The 15137-nt window shown below is 74.4% G+C and carries 16 protein-coding genes; 6 read left to right on the top strand and 10 right to left on the bottom strand.

What is annotated here, in order from left to right:
* Positions 1 to 108: 108 nt before the first annotated feature.
* On the bottom strand, positions 109 to 1200 hold the full coding sequence (gene chvE / locus ACGFX4_RS36900; RefSeq protein ID WP_393084495.1) for a multiple monosaccharide ABC transporter substrate-binding protein: 1092 nt from the start codon (positions 1198 to 1200) through the stop codon (positions 109 to 111).
* Between the two features lie 871 nt (positions 1201 to 2071).
* On the opposite strand from chvE, the gene ACGFX4_RS36895 reads away from it, so the two are divergent.
* Together ACGFX4_RS36895 and ACGFX4_RS36890 are read left to right on the top strand one after the other, a co-directional pair.
* The gene (locus tag ACGFX4_RS36895; RefSeq protein WP_393084479.1) at positions 2072 to 3517 is read left to right on the top strand and encodes a glyceraldehyde-3-phosphate dehydrogenase; all 1446 of its coding nucleotides are present in this window, start codon (positions 2072 to 2074) and stop codon (positions 3515 to 3517) included.
* Positions 3518 to 3625: 108 nt separating this feature from the next.
* Positions 3626 to 3802: an antitoxin gene (locus ACGFX4_RS36890; RefSeq protein ID WP_393084476.1), complete on the top strand. Its 177-nt coding sequence runs from the start codon at positions 3626 to 3628 to the stop codon at positions 3800 to 3802.
* A gap of 96 nt (positions 3803 to 3898) precedes the next feature.
* Here the strand turns inward: ACGFX4_RS36890 and ACGFX4_RS36885 are convergent, their stop codons facing one another.
* Entirely contained in the window at positions 3899 to 4594 is a 696-nt protein-coding gene (locus ACGFX4_RS36885; protein WP_393084473.1) for a type 1 glutamine amidotransferase domain-containing protein, read from the bottom strand.
* A gap of 220 nt (positions 4595 to 4814) precedes the next feature.
* Here ACGFX4_RS36885 and ACGFX4_RS36880 point away from each other — a divergent pair, with 220 nt between their 5' ends.
* On the top strand, positions 4815 to 5582 hold the full coding sequence (locus ACGFX4_RS36880) for a helical backbone metal receptor (RefSeq protein ID WP_393084491.1): 768 nt from the start codon (positions 4815 to 4817) through the stop codon (positions 5580 to 5582).
* Between the two features lie 34 nt (positions 5583 to 5616).
* Here ACGFX4_RS36880 and ACGFX4_RS36875 read toward each other — a convergent pair whose 3' ends face one another.
* Both ACGFX4_RS36875 and ACGFX4_RS36870 read right to left on the bottom strand, forming a co-directional pair.
* Positions 5617 to 6420 carry an alpha/beta fold hydrolase gene (locus tag ACGFX4_RS36875; protein WP_393084470.1) on the bottom strand — a complete coding sequence of 268 codons (804 nt, stop codon included), beginning with the start codon at positions 6418 to 6420 and terminating at the stop codon, positions 5617 to 5619.
* 50 nt (positions 6421 to 6470) lie between these two features.
* Positions 6471 to 7136 carry a DUF4097 family beta strand repeat-containing protein gene (locus ACGFX4_RS36870; RefSeq protein ID WP_393084467.1) on the bottom strand — a complete coding sequence of 222 codons (666 nt, stop codon included), beginning with the start codon at positions 7134 to 7136 and terminating at the stop codon, positions 6471 to 6473.
* A 229-nt stretch (positions 7137 to 7365) separates the two neighbouring features.
* Here ACGFX4_RS36870 and ACGFX4_RS36865 point away from each other — a divergent pair, with 229 nt between their 5' ends.
* The gene (locus tag ACGFX4_RS36865) at positions 7366 to 8100 is read left to right on the top strand and encodes a helix-turn-helix domain-containing protein (RefSeq protein ID WP_393084464.1); all 735 of its coding nucleotides are present in this window, start codon (positions 7366 to 7368) and stop codon (positions 8098 to 8100) included.
* Positions 8101 to 8116: 16 nt separating this feature from the next.
* On the opposite strand, the gene ACGFX4_RS36860 is transcribed toward ACGFX4_RS36865, so the two are convergent.
* Genes ACGFX4_RS36860 through ACGFX4_RS36840 form a run of 5 tightly spaced genes read right to left on the bottom strand, consistent with a single transcriptional unit; the run spans position 8117 to position 11301 of the window.
* A complete protein-coding gene (locus tag ACGFX4_RS36860; RefSeq protein WP_393084462.1) occupies positions 8117 to 8737 on the bottom strand; it encodes a TIGR03086 family metal-binding protein in 621 nt (206 codons plus the stop codon).
* 44 nt (positions 8738 to 8781) lie between these two features.
* Positions 8782 to 9258: an SRPBCC domain-containing protein gene (locus ACGFX4_RS36855; protein WP_393084460.1), complete on the bottom strand. Its 477-nt coding sequence runs from the start codon at positions 9256 to 9258 to the stop codon at positions 8782 to 8784.
* A complete protein-coding gene (locus ACGFX4_RS36850; RefSeq protein WP_393084457.1) occupies positions 9218 to 9604 on the bottom strand; it encodes an ArsR/SmtB family transcription factor in 387 nt (128 codons plus the stop codon). The genes ACGFX4_RS36855 and ACGFX4_RS36850 overlap by 41 nt, the downstream gene beginning before the upstream one ends.
* A gap of 51 nt (positions 9605 to 9655) precedes the next feature.
* A complete protein-coding gene (locus tag ACGFX4_RS36845; RefSeq protein ID WP_393084454.1) occupies positions 9656 to 10381 on the bottom strand; it encodes a (2Fe-2S)-binding protein in 726 nt (241 codons plus the stop codon).
* Between the two features lie 26 nt (positions 10382 to 10407).
* Positions 10408 to 11301 carry a LysR family transcriptional regulator gene (locus ACGFX4_RS36840; protein WP_393084452.1) on the bottom strand — a complete coding sequence of 298 codons (894 nt, stop codon included), beginning with the start codon at positions 11299 to 11301 and terminating at the stop codon, positions 10408 to 10410.
* Between the two features lie 110 nt (positions 11302 to 11411).
* Here ACGFX4_RS36840 and ACGFX4_RS36835 point away from each other — a divergent pair, with 110 nt between their 5' ends.
* Positions 11412 to 12797: a threonine/serine exporter ThrE family protein gene (locus ACGFX4_RS36835; RefSeq protein WP_393084449.1), complete on the top strand. Its 1386-nt coding sequence runs from the start codon at positions 11412 to 11414 to the stop codon at positions 12795 to 12797.
* Here ACGFX4_RS36835 and ACGFX4_RS36830 read toward each other — a convergent pair.
* Positions 12788 to 12991 carry a hypothetical protein gene (locus ACGFX4_RS36830; protein WP_393084446.1) on the bottom strand — a complete coding sequence of 68 codons (204 nt, stop codon included), beginning with the start codon at positions 12989 to 12991 and terminating at the stop codon, positions 12788 to 12790. The genes ACGFX4_RS36835 and ACGFX4_RS36830 overlap by 10 nt on opposite strands.
* A 135-nt stretch (positions 12992 to 13126) precedes the next feature.
* Between ACGFX4_RS36830 and ACGFX4_RS36825 the strand changes: the two genes are divergently transcribed.
* Positions 13127 to 15028 (top strand): serine/threonine protein kinase, encoded by a 1902-nt coding sequence (locus ACGFX4_RS36825; protein ID WP_393084442.1) that lies wholly within the window; start codon positions 13127 to 13129, stop codon positions 15026 to 15028.
* The last annotated feature ends 109 nt before the right edge of the window (positions 15029 to 15137 follow it).

Here is a 15137-nt window from a genome sequence, read left to right as displayed (position 1 = left end):
GCGCGGCGCGCGCGGGGGGGGGCGGGGCGCGGCGGGGGGGGGGGGGGGGGGGGCGCCCCCCCCCCCCCCCCCCCCCCCCCCCCCCCCCCCCCCCCCCACTTCGGTCCGTTACTTGAGCTGGTCCGCGGTGTACTGGCCGCTGTCCACCAGCACCTTGGAGTAGTTCTCCTTGTCGACGCTGACCGGCTGCAGCAGGTACGCGGGCACCGTCTTCGCGCCGTTGTCGTACTGGCTGGTGTCGTTGACCTCCGGCTTGCCGCCGGTGAGCACCGCGTCGCCCATCTGGACGGCCACCTTGGCCAGTTCGCGGGTGTCCTTGTAGACCGTCTGGGTCTGCTCGCCGGCGATGATGGACTTCACCGAGGCCAGCTCGGCGTCCTGCCCGGTGACGATCGGCAGCGCCTTGCCGGCCGAGCCGTAGCCCACGCCCTTGAGCGAGGACAGGATGCCGATCGAGATGCCGTCGTAGGGCGAGAGCACCGCGTCTACCCGGGCCGAGGTGTACGACTTGCTGAGCAGGTTGTCCATCCGGGACTGGGCGACGCCGCCGTCCCAGCGCAGGGTGGCCACCTGGTTGAAGGCGGTCTGCCCGGACTGCACGACCAGCTTCTTCTCGTCGACGTACGGCTTGAGCACGCTCATCGCGCCGTTGAAGAAGAAGGTCGCGTTGTTGTCGTCCGGCGAGCCGGCGAAGAGCTCGACGTTGAACGGGCCCTTGCCGTCCTTCAGGCCCAGCTTGTCGGCGATGTACGTGCCCTGCAGGACACCGACCTTGTAGTTGTCGAAGGTCGCGTAGTAGTCGACGTTCTTGGTGCCGCGGATCAGCCGGTCGTAGGAGATCACCGGGATGTGGGCGTCCGCCGCCTTCTGCAGCACGTTGCTGAGCGAGGAGCCGTCGATGGCGGCGACCACCAGGAGCTTCGCCCCCTTGGTGATCATGTTCTCCAGCTGGGCGACCTGGTTCTCCACGACGTTGTCGCCGTACTGGAGATCGGTCTTGTACCCCTTGGCCTGGAACTCCTTGACCATGTTGTTGCCGTCGTTGATCCAACGTTCGGACGACTTGGTGGGCATCGCGATGCCCACCAGCCCGCCCTTGGCGTCGCCCTTGGCCGCGCCCGAGGCGCCGTCCCCGACGCCGTTGGCGCTCTGGCCGCAGGCGGCCAGGGACAGCGTGAGGCCCGCAGCGGCGAGGGCCATCGAAAGCTTGCGCACAGTTCCTCCAGTGATGTGCCGCGATCGGCGCGCGGCCTCGGCGTTTCACGAGTGTTAACGCTCACAGAAACCCCGTCAAGGGTTGCCGCGATCACCGTTGGGTCTCACAAGCGGCGCCTGTGGAGAGGGTTGACGGGACAATTGTTAGCGTTAACAATAGCGGCTGTGGAGCGGTCCGCCATGAGGCGGCGACCCGGCCGGCGGGCGCCGCCGGGTTCCGTGCGGCGACCAGGTGTCGGACGGCGGCGCCCGGCCCGGTGTCGGCCTTCCCGCTCCCGATGCGGAGCTCCAGCGTGCGGCTGGCGTAGGTGACGGCCGGGGTGCCCCAGCAGCATGGTGCGCCGGGGGGAGCGCCGGACCGGGCCGGCCGTGTCCGCCACCGGGACGGAACTGTCCGTGAGCGCGAGGGTCGAGCGGCTGAGCCGCGCCCCCGCCGCCGCGTGCCCGAGGCGGACAGCAGCAGGGCCACCGCCACCTGCAGGCCCGTCCCCCTCCGTGCGGGCCCGCCGTCCTCCGTCGCGGACAGCGCGGGGCGGCGGCGATCGTACGAGGCGGCACCGGACCGGCGGGAGCGGTTTCCCCCGCCGCCGGGCGTCCGGCCCGGCACTCTCGGTGACAGTCGGGTCCGCAGCCTTGCTGTGAATTCGGCCACGTCGACCTCCCGGCGGGACCGTCCCGTGCAGCCGGTCGACAGCCCGTCAACCGAGCTCAGCGGCGGGAGAGTTGCCGGTCGGCGCCGAGCGGGTCGGTGGACCGGCCGGGCGGACACAGCGGAGTGTGACGTAGGCCGCTGGTCAGCGGAAAAGGCTCGAACGTTAACATGGCCCCACCCTCCTCTAGCTCGAAAGATGGACTTGTGACTGTCAACGACGACGTGTTCACGGACTGGATCAACCGCGAGGAGATCGCGGAGTCGATGATCCCGATCATTGGGCGACTGCACCGGGAGCGGGACGTGAACGTCCTGGTCCACAGCCGTTCCCTGGTGAACAAGTCGGTGATCAGCATCCTGAAGACTCACCGATTCGCCCGCCAGATCGACGGCGAGGAGCTGTCGGTCACCGAGACGCTGCCGTTCCTGAGCGCGCTCACCACGCTGGACCTCGGCCCCTCCCAGATCGACATCGGCATGCTCGCCGCGATGTACAAGGCCGACGACCGCGGTCTGTCGGTGGAGGAGTTCACCGCCCAGGCGGTGGCGGGTGCGCTGGGTGACAACAAGCTGGAGCGCCGCGAGGGCCGCGACGTCGTGCTGTACGGCTTCGGCCGGATCGGCCGCCTGCTGGCCCGTCTGCTGGTCGAGAAGGCCGGCGGCGGCAACGGCCTGCGGCTGCGCGCGATCGTGGTCCGCAACAGCGGTGGCGACGACCTGGTGAAGCGCGCCTCGCTGCTGCGCCGCGACTCGATCCACGGCCAGTTCTCGGGCTCCATCACGGTGGACGAGGCCAACAACAAGATCGTCGCCAACGGCAACGAGATCCAGGTGATCTACTCCAACGACCCGTCCGAGGTGGACTACACCGCGTACGGGATCAAGGACGCGATCCTGATCGACAACACCGGCCGCTGGCGCGACCGCGAGGGCCTGTCCAAGCACCTGCGCCCCGGCATCGCCAAGGTCGTGCTGACCGCCCCGGGCAAGGGCGACGTCCCGAACATCGTGCACGGTGTCAACCACGACACCGTGAAGCCGGACGAGCAGATCATCTCCTGCGCGTCCTGCACCACCAACGCGATCGTCCCGCCGCTGAAGGCGATGGCGGACAAGTACGGCGTGCTCCGCGGCCACGTGGAGACCGTCCACTCGTTCACCAACGACCAGAACCTGCTGGACAACTTCCACAAGGCCGACCGTCGCGGCCGTTCCGCGCCGATGAACATGGTGATCACCGAGACCGGTGCCGCCTCGGCCGTCGCCAAGGCCCTGCCGGAGCTCAAGGCGAAGATCACCGGCAGCTCGATCCGCGTCCCCGTGCCGGACGTCTCGATCGCGATCCTGAACCTGCAGCTGGCCACCGAGACGGACCGCGAGGACGTCCTGGAGTACCTGCGGAACATCTCGCTGACCTCGCCGCTGAAGCGCCAGATCGACTTCACCACGGCGCCGGACGCGGTCTCCAGCGACTTCATCGGCTCGCGGCACGCCTCGATCGTGGACGCCGGTGCGCTGAAGGTGGAGGGCGACAACGCCATCCTCTACCTGTGGTACGACAACGAGTTCGGCTACTCCTGCCAGGTGGTCCGGGTCGTCCAGCACGTCTCCGGCGTCGAGTACCCGACCTTCCCGGCCCCGGCGGTCTGACCCGGCCCCCGGGCCCGGCGTCCGTCACACGGATGGCGTACTACCTGGGCGGACCCCTGCTCCTGCGGTGAAGGTGGGAGCGGGGGTCACCGCCGAGGAGGCACCAGGATGTCGATGATGGACAAGCTCAAGCAGATGCTCAAGGGCCACGAGGACCAGGCCGAGAAGGCCGTGGACAAGGCCGGCGACATGGCCGACGAGAAGACCGGCGGCCGGTACAGCGGCCAGGTCGACATGGCTCAGGACAAGGCCAAGGAGCAGTTCCGCGACGAACCTCCGCAGTGACCGCAGAAGTGGCGGATGCCCGGCAACCCCCAGGGGTTGCCGGGCATCCGTGCGTTCCGGGCGGTGTGCGCGGCCGGTCCGGGCCGGTCCGGGCGGTCAGGCCAGCTTGCCGAGCAGCTCGGCGGCGACCGGCGCGGAGGAGGCCGGGTTCTGCCCGGTGACCAGGTTGCGGTCGACCACCACGTGCGGGGCCCACGGCTCACCGGTGCGGACGTCCACGCCCGCCTCGACCAGCCGGGTCTCCAGCAGCCACTTCGCCCGCTCGGCGAGGCCGGCCAGGGTCTCCTCGGTGTTGCTGAACGCGGTCGCCCGGTAGCCGGCGAAGGCGTTGGTGCCGTCCGCGGTGACCGCCGCGAGCAGCGCGGCCGGCCCGTGGCAGACCACGCCCAGCGGGCGGCCGGACGCCAGCGCGTCGACCAGCAGGCGGCCGGACTCCGGGTCGGCCGACAGGTCCTCCATCGGGCCGTGGCCGCCCGGGTAGAACACGGCCGCGTACTCGTCGAGCTTCACCTCGTCCAGGCCGATCGGCTGCCGCAGCTCGGGCATGGCGGCGAGCGCCCGCTCGATCCGGGCGGCACCCTCCGGTCCGCCGTTGGCCTCGGGCGACAGGCTGCCCCGGTCGACGGTCGGGACCACCCCGCCCGGGGTGGCGACGACGACCTGGTGCCCGGCGGCGGTGAACGCCTCGTACGGGGTCACCGCCTCCTCCGCCCAGTAGCCGGACGGGTGCTCGGTGCCGTCGGCCAGGGTCCAGTGGTCGGCGCCGGTCATCACGAAAAGGATCTTGGACATCGGGTGCTGCTCCGCTCGTCTGGTGCGCGGTCGGTACGGGTACGTCCTCGACCGTAGGCCGGGTGCCCGCGGGCCCGCCAATGCGCGGGCCGATGGGTGGCATCGGGCGACCGATGGGTCGGCGGTGCGGGTGGCGTAGGGTCGGACCGTGTCCGCCACCGGTTCCGCACCCGCCCCCGCCCCCGACGACGCGTCCGCCGCCGCCGGCGGGGAGCGGTTGCTGCGGGACGACCTGGGCGCCGGGGTCCGGCTCGGCGCGGTGCGCCGGGTGGTGTCCCTGGTGCCCTCGCTCACCGAGGCGATCGCCGAGAGCGCGCCCGGCCTGCTGGTCGGCGCCACCGACTGGTGCAGCCACCCGGCGGAGCTGGACGTGGTGCGGATCGGCGGCACCAAGAACCCGGACGTGGCGCGGATCGTCGCGCTGCGGCCGGACCTGGTGGTCGCCAACGAGGAGGAGAACCGGGCGGTCGAGCTCGACGCGCTCCGGGCCGCCGGGGTGCCGGTCTGGGTGACCGTGGTCCGGACGCTGGACGAGGCCTTCGACTCGCTGGAGCGGATGCTGGTCGGCGCGTGCGGACTGCCCGCGCAGCCCTGGCTCGCCGAGGCGCGCCGGGCGTGGGCCGGACTTCCGCGGCCGACGGGCGAGCCGGTCCGGGCGGTGGTGCCGATCTGGCGGCGGCCGTGGATGGTGCTGGGCCGCGACACCTTCGCCGGGGACCTGCTGCGCCGGCTCGGCGTCGAGCAGCTGTACGCCGACCACGCGGAGCGCTACCCGGCCGTTCCGCTGGAGGAGCTGCGGGCATCGGGCCCGGAGCTGGTGGTGCTGCCGGACGAGCCGTACCGCTTCACGGCGACGGACGGACCGGAGGCCTTCCCCGGGGTGCCGGCGGCCCTGGTCAGCGGCCGCCACCTGACCTGGTACGGGCCCTCGCTGGTGACGGCGCCGGCGGTGCTGGCCCGGCAACTGGCGGACACCGTACGGGAGTAGGACCGTGGCGGGCGGCGGGGCCGTCCGCCACGGCTCAGCCGAGCGGGAGCTCCCGGACGGCGGCGACCTCGCGGACCGCCTCGGCCAGTGCCCGGAAGTCCTTGCGCAGGATCTTCGAGTGGTTGCTGGGCACCTTGGCGGAGACCCGGAAGTTCGGCCGGCGGGCCAGCACCGGGTCGATGTTGGCGCGGATCGACTCCATCAGCTCGGCCTCGCCGCCCAGGTTGCCGCCGGTGGCGAGCACGTACCGGACCGGTGCGGTCACCCGGTCGAAGACCGGGTCGATGGCGGCCGGGGCGAGCAGCTCGTTGATCTCGATGTTGATCTCGGCGTGCTGCGCGGCGCTCATCCGCGCGGCCATGCCGATCCGGCGGGCGACCGGGAAGAGCGGGCTGAGCCGACGGAACAGCCGGCGGATCTGCACCTTGGTCTCCTCGGTCAGCCACTCGTGCGGGAGTGCGCCGTCGACGGAGACCACCCCGGCGACCCGGTCCGGGTGCCGTGCGGCCCAGTGGATCGCCAGGGCCGCGCCGTAGGACCAGCCGATCAGGATCGGCCGTTCCACGCCCCGCGCGGTGAGCACCGCGTCGAGGTCGCGCAGGCAGGCCTCGAAGGAGTAGTCCGAGGAGGTCCGGGACCTGCCGCGGGCGCGCTCGTCGTAGGTGATGTGCCGGAAGCCGTCGCCGAGTTCGGCGATCACCCGGCGCCAGTGCGACTGGTCGGCGTACGAGCCGTTGAGGTAGACCACCGGGCGGCCGGTGCCGCCGGTGTCGGTGACCGCGAGGGCGGTGTCCTCGATCGCGACCGTGCCGGACCAGGGGGAGTGCGCGTTGCTCATGGGATTCGGTGCCCTTCGGGAGTGGTGGGGGAGTCGGGGGTGGTGGGGGCTCAGAGGCTGCGGGCGGTGATGTCGCCGTGGCCGGTGGTGGCGCTGATGGTGAGCCCGGGGGTGCCGTCGTTGCGGAGGGCGTTGCCGATCCGGCCGTGGCCGGTGGCGGCGTCGAGGACGGCGGAGACGCCGCGGGCGGCGCCCACCGTCACGTCGCCGGACCGGGTGCGCAGCACGACCGCGCCGTGCACCGCCTCGGCCACGTCGATGTCGCCGTGGTCGGTGCTGATCCCGGCCGGGCCGCCGAGCCGGCCGACGGTGATGCTGCCGGCCAGCACGGTGAGGTGGGCGGCGGCGGTCTCGGCGAGCTCGACCGCGGCGCGGTCGGCGGTCAGGGTCACGTCGCCGAGCCGGCCGGTGCCGCGCACGTCGGCGTCGGAGACCTTCGCCTCGACGTGCGAGCCGGCCGGCAGCCGGACGGTGATCTCGACGCTGCCGGTGGGGCCCATGAGCTGGTGGCGGGCCGGGGCGGCGGCGATTCGCAGCACGCCGTCGGCGTAGTCGACCGAGATCTGCTCGGCGGCGGTGACGTCGCGGCCCCGCGCGGCGTCGGCGGGCCGGACCTCGACGGTGGTGTCGGCGCGGTCGCCCGCCACGAGGCGGATCCGGCCGGCCGGCAGGTCGATGACGGTGGTGATCGGGGCGGTGGTGGCGAAGGTCTGCATCTCTGGTTCCCGTCTCTGCGGATCGGCGTTTCTGATGATGGAAACGCTACGTTGCGATCAGGGAACTGGCAACGGATTCGTTGCGCTATTGAGGCATCTATGCAGGTGAAGGCGGTGAAATTGTTGCAATGGGGCTGGAAATAACGCAACGTCAGGCCGCGTGTGCGTTGCAATGGAATGGGAGTGAACGCTATGCTGGCCGACACCACGGACCATGAAGGAGACCGCGATGCCGGGAGGCAGACTCACCCAGCCGGAACGCCAGCAGATCGCGCTGGGCCTGGCCGACGGCCTCGCCTACGCGGAGATCGCCCGGCGCCTCGACCGGCCCACCTCGACGGTCACCCGCGAGGTGATGCGCAACGGCGGCCCCAACGGCTACCGCGCCGACCTCGCCCACCGCGCCACCGAGCACCGCGCGCACCGCCGCCGGCCCGCGGCCGCGCGCGATCCGAAGGCGCCCGCGCAGGCGTACGGGCGCGACTCCGAGGCGGTGCGCGCGTACGAGGAGGTGTTCACCACGGTGCTGATGGGTTCGGGCATGTCCAAGATGCCCGCCCGGATCCTGGTCTCGCTCTACACCAGCGACACCGGCAGCCTCGGCGCCTCCGAGCTCGCCCAGCGCCTCCAGGTCAGCCCGGCGTCGGTCTCCAAGGCGGTCGCCTTCCTCGACAGCCAGGGGCTGGTCCGGCGGGAGCGCGACGAGCGGCGCCGGGAGCGGTACATCGTCGACGACGACGTCTGGTACCGCTCCACCATGGCCACCGCCCGCTCCACCGCCGAACTCGTCGCCACCGCCCGGCAGGGCGTCACCGTCCTCGGCCCGGAGACGCCCGCCGCCGAGCGGCTGGAGAACATCGCCCGGTTCGTGGACTTCATCTCGGAGAGCATCACCCGCGCCGCGGAGCAGGCCCGCGAAGTCCTCCACACCAGGTCGGCCCCGCCCCAGGACGACGCGGAGTAGGCGCTCCCCGCGGGGATCAGCCCTCGGCGCCGGCCGGCTGCCAGGCCGGGGAGCGGCCGGTCAGGCCGAGCAGCCGGGTGAACGGCGAGGCGTCGTCGGCGGTGGGCACCGGCGGGCCGAACAGGCCCGGGATGCCGTCCGGTTGCCGGTCGACCACCGAGTGGACCCAGTCGAGGGCCGCGGCCACCGCCCCGGCCAGGGCCGGGTCCTCGCCCGGGTAGCGGCGGCCGGTCGCGACGGCGAGCTCCCAGCCGTGCACCAGGACCTCGTCCACGGCGGAGGCGCCGGCCGCCGCGGCGGGCATCTCGCCGCCGCCGATCCGGGTGCTGCCCTCCCAGGCGGCCGCGGGGTGCCAGGCCTCGGCGAGCGCGTCCAGCCGGCGCGGCAGCCGCTCCCGCCAGTCGGTGCCGAGCCGGGACGCGTCCGGCACCTGGGCCCGGCCGCCGTCCGGGTGCTGCGTCTTGGTGCCCGCGGCGGCGAACGCGCCGCACAGGCCGTCGATGTGGTCGAGCAGTTCGCCGACGGTCAGCCCGCCGCAGGGCGTCGGCAGGTCGAGCTGCTCGTCCCGGACGGCGCGGACGAGCTCCGCCAGCGTCGAGGTGGCCGGCCGCAGGTCGGGGTTCGCGTCGGGCTCCACGCCGGGTTCCACGCCGGGTTCCACGCCGGGGTTCACGCCGGGGTTCACGCCGCCACCGCCGCGGTCAGGCCGTCGAGCAGGGCGTCCCAGCCGCCGGCCGCCTGCGCGGCGGCCTCGGGCAGGGCCTCGGCGAGGGCGCCCAGGTGCTCGTGCAGCAGGACCAGCCGGGTGCCGCCGCCGGGAGCCGGGTGCAGGGTGACCGTCAGCAGCGAGTCGAAGTGCGGCCCCTCCTCGCGGCCGGAGCCGGTGAAGCCCCAGCGCAGCACGATCCGCTCGTCCGGCACCAGCTCCAGCAGTTCGGCCTCGAAGCCGTCGACCGGCACGTCCGGCCGGGGCTGGTGGACCCGGTAGCGGCCGCCGACCCGCTCGTCGATCTCGGCCCGGACCGGCGCCGGCCCGCCCGGGGCCAGCCACCGGCGGACGAGCTGCGGGTCGAGCCAGGCCCGGTAGACGGCGTGCGGCGGCGCGGCGAGCGTGCGCTCACGCCTGATCGTCGGGAAGGGAACGGTGGCGGACGGCATGCTGGGCCTCCTCGTCGAGAGCGGTCGCTTGCTCCAGAACGTCCTGCAGGGAGTCGAGGCGCTCGTCCCAGAAGCGCTCGGCGAAGCGCAGCCACGCGGCCGCGTCGGAGAGCGGGCCGGGCCGCAGGCGGCACAGGTGGCGGCGGCCGGTGACGGTCCGTTGCACCAGCCCGGCCTGTTCGAGCACCTTGACGTGCTTCGACGCCGCCGCGAGGGACATCTGCAGCGGCGCGGCGAGTTCTCCCACGGTGAGCTCGCCGGCCGCGAGCCGGCGCAGCATGTCCCGTCGCGCGTCGTGCGCGAGGGCGTGGAAGACCGCGTCCAGCGCCGGAGCACCTTCAACCATGTGGTTGACGATACGCGCCCCGCGGTGGACGTTCAACCATGTGGTTGAGGATTATCGGGCGGCCGGTGCCGGTGCCCGGTCGAAGACGCAGTCGCCGCAGATGCCGCCGCCGGGGACGCGGTAGTACAGGCAGCAGGAGGTGCGCCGGAAGCGCGGCGGGCCGGCGGGGGCGAGGACGCCGGTGCCGAGCAGCGGCGGGCGGTCCAGCAGGGAGCGGACCAGGGCGTCGGCGGCGCGGGCGGCGCCGGCCTGCCGCAGGACGGGGTCGGCGGCGATCATCCGGGCCGCGCCGGCCAGCGCGGAGGCGCTGTTGCCGTCGAGCAGGCGGGTCGCCAGCGGGGCGTGGGAGCGGACGGCGGCGGCGAGCGGGCCGAGGTTGGCGGTGGTGACGGCGCGGTGCAGTTCCTCGGCGGGGTCCGGCGCCGGGGCGCCGGGCGCGGGTGGCAGCCAGAGGTCGAGCGGTCCGGTCGGTGGGAGGTGGAAGTGGGCCAGGTCCGGGTCGAGTTCGGGCACGGCTCCGGTGAGCGCGGCGTGGCCGAGGGCGACCGACCAGAGCCGGGCGGCGAGCCCGAGATGCACCACCGAGACGGCGACCCGCACCTCCCCGGTGTTCAACTGCCGTGCGGCGGCCCCGAACTTGGCGGCCAGCGGGGTGCCGGGTCCGGGTGCGTACAGCTCGCGCAGCGGCCGGAAGCCGGGCGGCGGCGCGTCGCCGGCGCGCACGGTGAAGTACGGGCCGAGCCGGCCGAGCAGGAAGAGCGGCGGTTCGGGGTGCATGCGGGCCTCCGGGGGGGGCGGGGCGGTCACTGCGCGCGGGCGGCGGCCAGCAGGCGCTTGCGGACCAGGGCGGTGTGCGGGTTGGCGGAGCCGGTGGGGCGCTGCACCAGGTAGGCGGTGTTGATCGGCGGGTCCTCGGGGTGGTGGAGCACCCGCAGGGCGCCGGAGGCGAGTTCGGCCCGGCACAGGTAGGACGGCAGGACCGTCCAGCCGGCGCCGGCGGTCACCGCGGCCAGCACGCCGCGCAGGTCGGGCACGGTGAGCGCGGCCGCCGTCTGCAGCCGGCGGTCGAACACGTGCCGCCAGTAGCGGCGCAGGATGGGCAGGTCCGCGGCGTACCCGACCGGCGGGACGCGGTCGAGCGCGCCGGGCAGCTCGCGGCCGGCCAGCCGGTCCGCCCAGGCGGGGGCGGCGACCAGGACGAACTCCTCGTCGGCGAGCGGTTCGGCGTACAGGGTGCGGCCGCGCGGGCGCTGGGTGGCGACGACCAGGTCGTGCTGGCCGGCGCGCAGCGCGGTCAGCAGCGGGTCGGTCAGGCCGGTGGTGACCTCGATCCGGACGCCGTCGGCGACCAGCGGGGCGAGCGCGGGGAGCAGCACCGTCCCGAGGAACTCGGCGGGCCCGGCGAGGCGGACCGGCTCCGGCCCGGCGTCCGGGGATCCGCCGGTCGTGCCGGCGAGCGCGTCCAGCGGGCCGGCGACACGGGCGGCGAGGGCGTCGGCGTGCGGCAGCGGGGCGGCGCCGCGGGCCCGGCGCTCGAAGAGCGGGCCGCCCAGCCGCTCCTCCAGGGCCCGGACCTGCGCGGTGACGGTGGACTGGGAGAGGCCGAGCTGCTGGGCGGCGGCGGTGAAGGAGCCGGAGCGGTGGACGGCGAGGAACGTGCGCAGCAGGTTCAGGTCCAGGGCCGGCCGATCGTTCATGGAGGCGAGCGTACGGGAGTGCCGGGTGGCGGAGTGCGCGGGCGTGTGCGGCGGTATCACCCGGTATTGCCTAGTCCGGGTGCCTTGTTCGAACGCGATGGGGAGGGCCGGTGGGCAGGGGATCGGCGGATCGGGCGGACGGCGCGTGGCGGAGCCTCAAGCGGTACGCGGACCGGCACCTGCGGGCGCCGGGGGAGTCGAGGGTGGCGGTGCCGGTCGCCGAGGCCCCGGAGCAGGCGTGGCTGCGGGAGTTGGCGGCGCTGCTGTGCGCGGTCGGGGTGGAGATGCTGCGGGCCGGGACGCGGACCGAGGCGGTCGCGGCGGACCTGGGCGACATCGCGGCCCGGTACGGCACCCGCGCCCGGAGCTTCGTGGTGCCGACCGGGCTGTTCGTCCGGGTCGGGACGGACCCCGACGGGGCGGGCGCGGAGCTGGACTTCGCCCCGGTGAGCGGCCCCGACCTGCGACTGGACCAGGTGCAGGCGCTGCAGGACCTGGTGGAGCGGATGCGGGCGGAGGAGGTGCCGCTGAAGGAGGCGTGGGCGGCGCTGGAACGGGAGCGCTCGCTGCCGCAGCGGTTCAGCCCGACCGCCACGGTGGCGGGGCACACGCTGCTGACGGTGGGTCTGGGGGTGGTCCTGCACGCTATGCTGCCCGCGGTGGTGGGCTACGCGGTGCTGGGTGCGGCGGTGGGGATGCTGCGGCTGGTGGCGGGACGCTTCCTGCCGGCCGCCGCCGCGGTGCTGCCGGTGGCGGCGGCGATCATGGTGACCGGGCTGGCGCTGAGCTTCGCCGGGCCGGTGCTGCACGAGTCGCCGAGCAGCCTGGTCATCGCCCCGCTGATCGCCTTCCTGCCCGGCGCCGCGCTGACCATGGGCGCGATCGAGCTGGCGACCGGGGACGTGCTGTCCGGGGTGGCCCGGCTGGCGGGCGCGGCGAACGTCCTGATGCTGCTGGCGCTGGGCATCCTGGTCGGCACCGAGATCGTCGACCCGGCCCCGGTCGGACGGCCGGCGCCGCACACACTGGGGGCGTGGGCCGGCTGGTCGGGGGTGCTGCTGATGGCGGTGGGCTTCACGCTGTTCTTCTCGGCGCCCGCGCGGACGCTCGGCTGGCTGGCGGCGGCCCTGCTGCTGGTGCACCTGGCCCAGACGGTGGGGACGGCGGTGGGCGGCGCGGCGTTCGGCGCGTTCGCCGCCGGGATGCTGCTGCCGCCGCCGGCGACCTGGGTGGCCCGCCACCGCAAGGTGCCGGACCAGGTGGTCTTCCTGCCGTGCTTCTGGCTGCTGGTGCCGGGCTCCAGCGGGCTGACCGGCTTCTCCGAGCTGCTGCTGAAGCACACCGCGCAGAGCCTGGTCACCCTGGTCACCACCCTGGTGACGGTGGCGGCGATCGCCCTGGGCGTGCTGGTCGGGGCCGGCCTGCAGCGCCGGACCCGGCTGGAGGTCGCGCCGGCCCCGGACCGACCGGGGCGCCGGGCACGGGCTCAGTCCTGATCGGACTTGTAGACCGCGTTGTTGTGCTCGGCCCGCTGCAGGGCGTGCCCGGCCACCTCGGCGCTCGGGAACGGCCCCAGCAGAGAGGTGACCGGGCACTGGTAGTCGCGCTCCACCCGGTGGTGGTCCAGGCAGAAGAACCACTCCTGGGGAGCGCCGGTCTCGCCGTCCAGCGCCGCCACGTCGTCGTTCACGATGTGCTCCTCTCGGTCGGGCCCCCACGCCGCGATCATGCTGCGACCGGCCCGATCCCGCCCGCCGGGGCGGCCGTTGGTGTACCCGGACGGCTCTGGCAGACTGACCGCGAGCTGATGGATCTTCAGTGGGACATGACAACGGGGGCTGGCATGTGGGGTCGGGGCACCGTGCTGGGCGGGCGCTACACGCTCGTCGAGCGGATCGGCGGCGGCGCGATGGGCGACGTCTGGAAGGCCGAGGACGCGGTGCTGGAACGCCGGGTCGCGGTGAAGATCCTGCTCCCCGCCCTGCTGGACGACGAGCGCTTCGCCCAGCGCTTCCGCCGCGAGGCGCGGATCGTCGCCGGGCTGAGCCACCCTGGCGTGGTCGACGTCCACGACTACGGCGAGAGCGAGACCGGCCCCGGCAGCGGCCCGGCCGCGTACATCGTGATGGAGCTGGTCGAGGGCGAGCCGCTGCACGAGGTGCTGGCCGCGCGCGGCCCGCTGCCCGTCGAGCAGGCCCTCGACCTGGTCGCCCAGGCCGCCGAGGCGCTGCACGAGGCGCACGGCAAGGACGTGGTGCACCGCGACATCAAGCCCTCCAACCTGATGCTGCGCCGGGACGGGCGGATCACCGTCACGGACTTCGGCATCGCCCGCGCCGAGGGCGGGACGAAGATCACCGCCACCCACGCGGTGCTCGGCACCGCCCTGTACGTGGCGCCCGAGCAGGCCGAGGGCGGGGCGGTGACGCCCGCGAGCGACCTCTACTCGCTCGGCGCGGTCTGCTACGAACTGCTCACCGGCGCGCCGCCGTTCACCGGCGAAGCGGTCCTGGAGGTGGTGCTCAAGCACATCCGGGAGCCCGCGCCGGAGCTGCCGGAGCGCTTCCCGCCGGCGGTCCGCGCGTTCGTCGCGCGGGCGCTGCGCAAGAAGCCGGCGGAGCGGCACCCGGACGCCGCGGCGATGGCCGCCGCCGCGCGGGCCGCGGCCGCCGGTCGGACGGTCGTGGAGCCGGCGCCCGCCGTGGAGCCGCTGCCCGCCGTGGAGCCGGTGCCCGCCGTGGCCGCGCCCGCGCCGGTCGCGGCACCGGTGGTGGAGGCGGCGACGCAGGCCGGCGGCGAGCGGCCCCGGCGGCGCGGGATCCTGGTGCCGCTGGTGCTGCCGGTGGTGATCTCGGTCGGCGCGGGCACCGTGTGGATGGTGGAGGCCGGGCCGTGGGCGGCCGACCAGGGCGGCCGGCCGCCCGCGGCGAGCGCGTCCCTCACCCCGGGCAGCGGCTCCGGCACCGGCACCGCGGCGGGGTCCGCGGCGGCCGGCGGGTCGGCGGCACCCTCCGCGGCCGGGGACGTACCGCCGGGCGCGGCGGCCGGCGCGGCGGCGGGCGGGACGCAGCCGGGTGCGGAGTCGGGTGGTGTCGCGGCCGGCGGCACCGGTGCGGGCACGGGGGCGGGCACGGGCAGTGGCACGGGCTCCGGCTCCGGTACGGGCAACGGCTCCGGCACGGGCAACGGCTCGGGTACCGGTTCGGGGGCGGCGGCCGGGGGAGGCGGCGGCGCGGCGGCCGGGGGCGGCGGAACCACCCCGACGCGCACCGCGCAGCCCGCGCCGACCACGCCCGCGCCCGGGTCGAACCGGCCCGCCAACTGCGGCGGCGACCACTGGGGCGAGATCGTCAACGTCGGCACGGGCCGGAAGCTCGGGCCGGCCACCGACAGCCTCACCGACAACACCCCGGTGGTGATGGGCGGCCGGAGCCAGTACGGCTGGGTGCGGGAGTTCGGCTCCTTCGACGGGTTCCGGGTGTGCAACCTGGGCTCGCCGGCGCTCGCCATGCAGGCCACCTTCGACGGCTCGCCGCCGCCGATCGTGCTCGGCACCACCTTCCCGAACACCACCTCCTGGCGGCTCGCCGACGCCGGCGGCGGCACGTACTACATCAAGGACTTCCAGGGGCAGAACTGCCTGACCGACACCGGCGCCGGACGCCAGCCCCTCCTCCAGGCCTGCACCCCGGGCAACGGCGCCCAGCGCTTCCGGGTGCCGTCCTGACCCCGTCCTGACCTGCGGCGCGTGGCGACTGATCTCCCGTCAGGCGGTCGCATAGTCTGACCCCGCCGCCCGCCCGACGGGGCGGCGGAGCCGACGGGAGGACATGTGG

Origin of the sequence: Kitasatospora sp. NPDC048365 (assembly GCF_043200835.1) — a bacterium.
GTDB lineage: Bacteria > Actinomycetota > Actinomycetes > Streptomycetales > Streptomycetaceae > Kitasatospora > Kitasatospora terrestris.
This window is presented reverse-complemented; position numbering and strand designations above follow the sequence as displayed.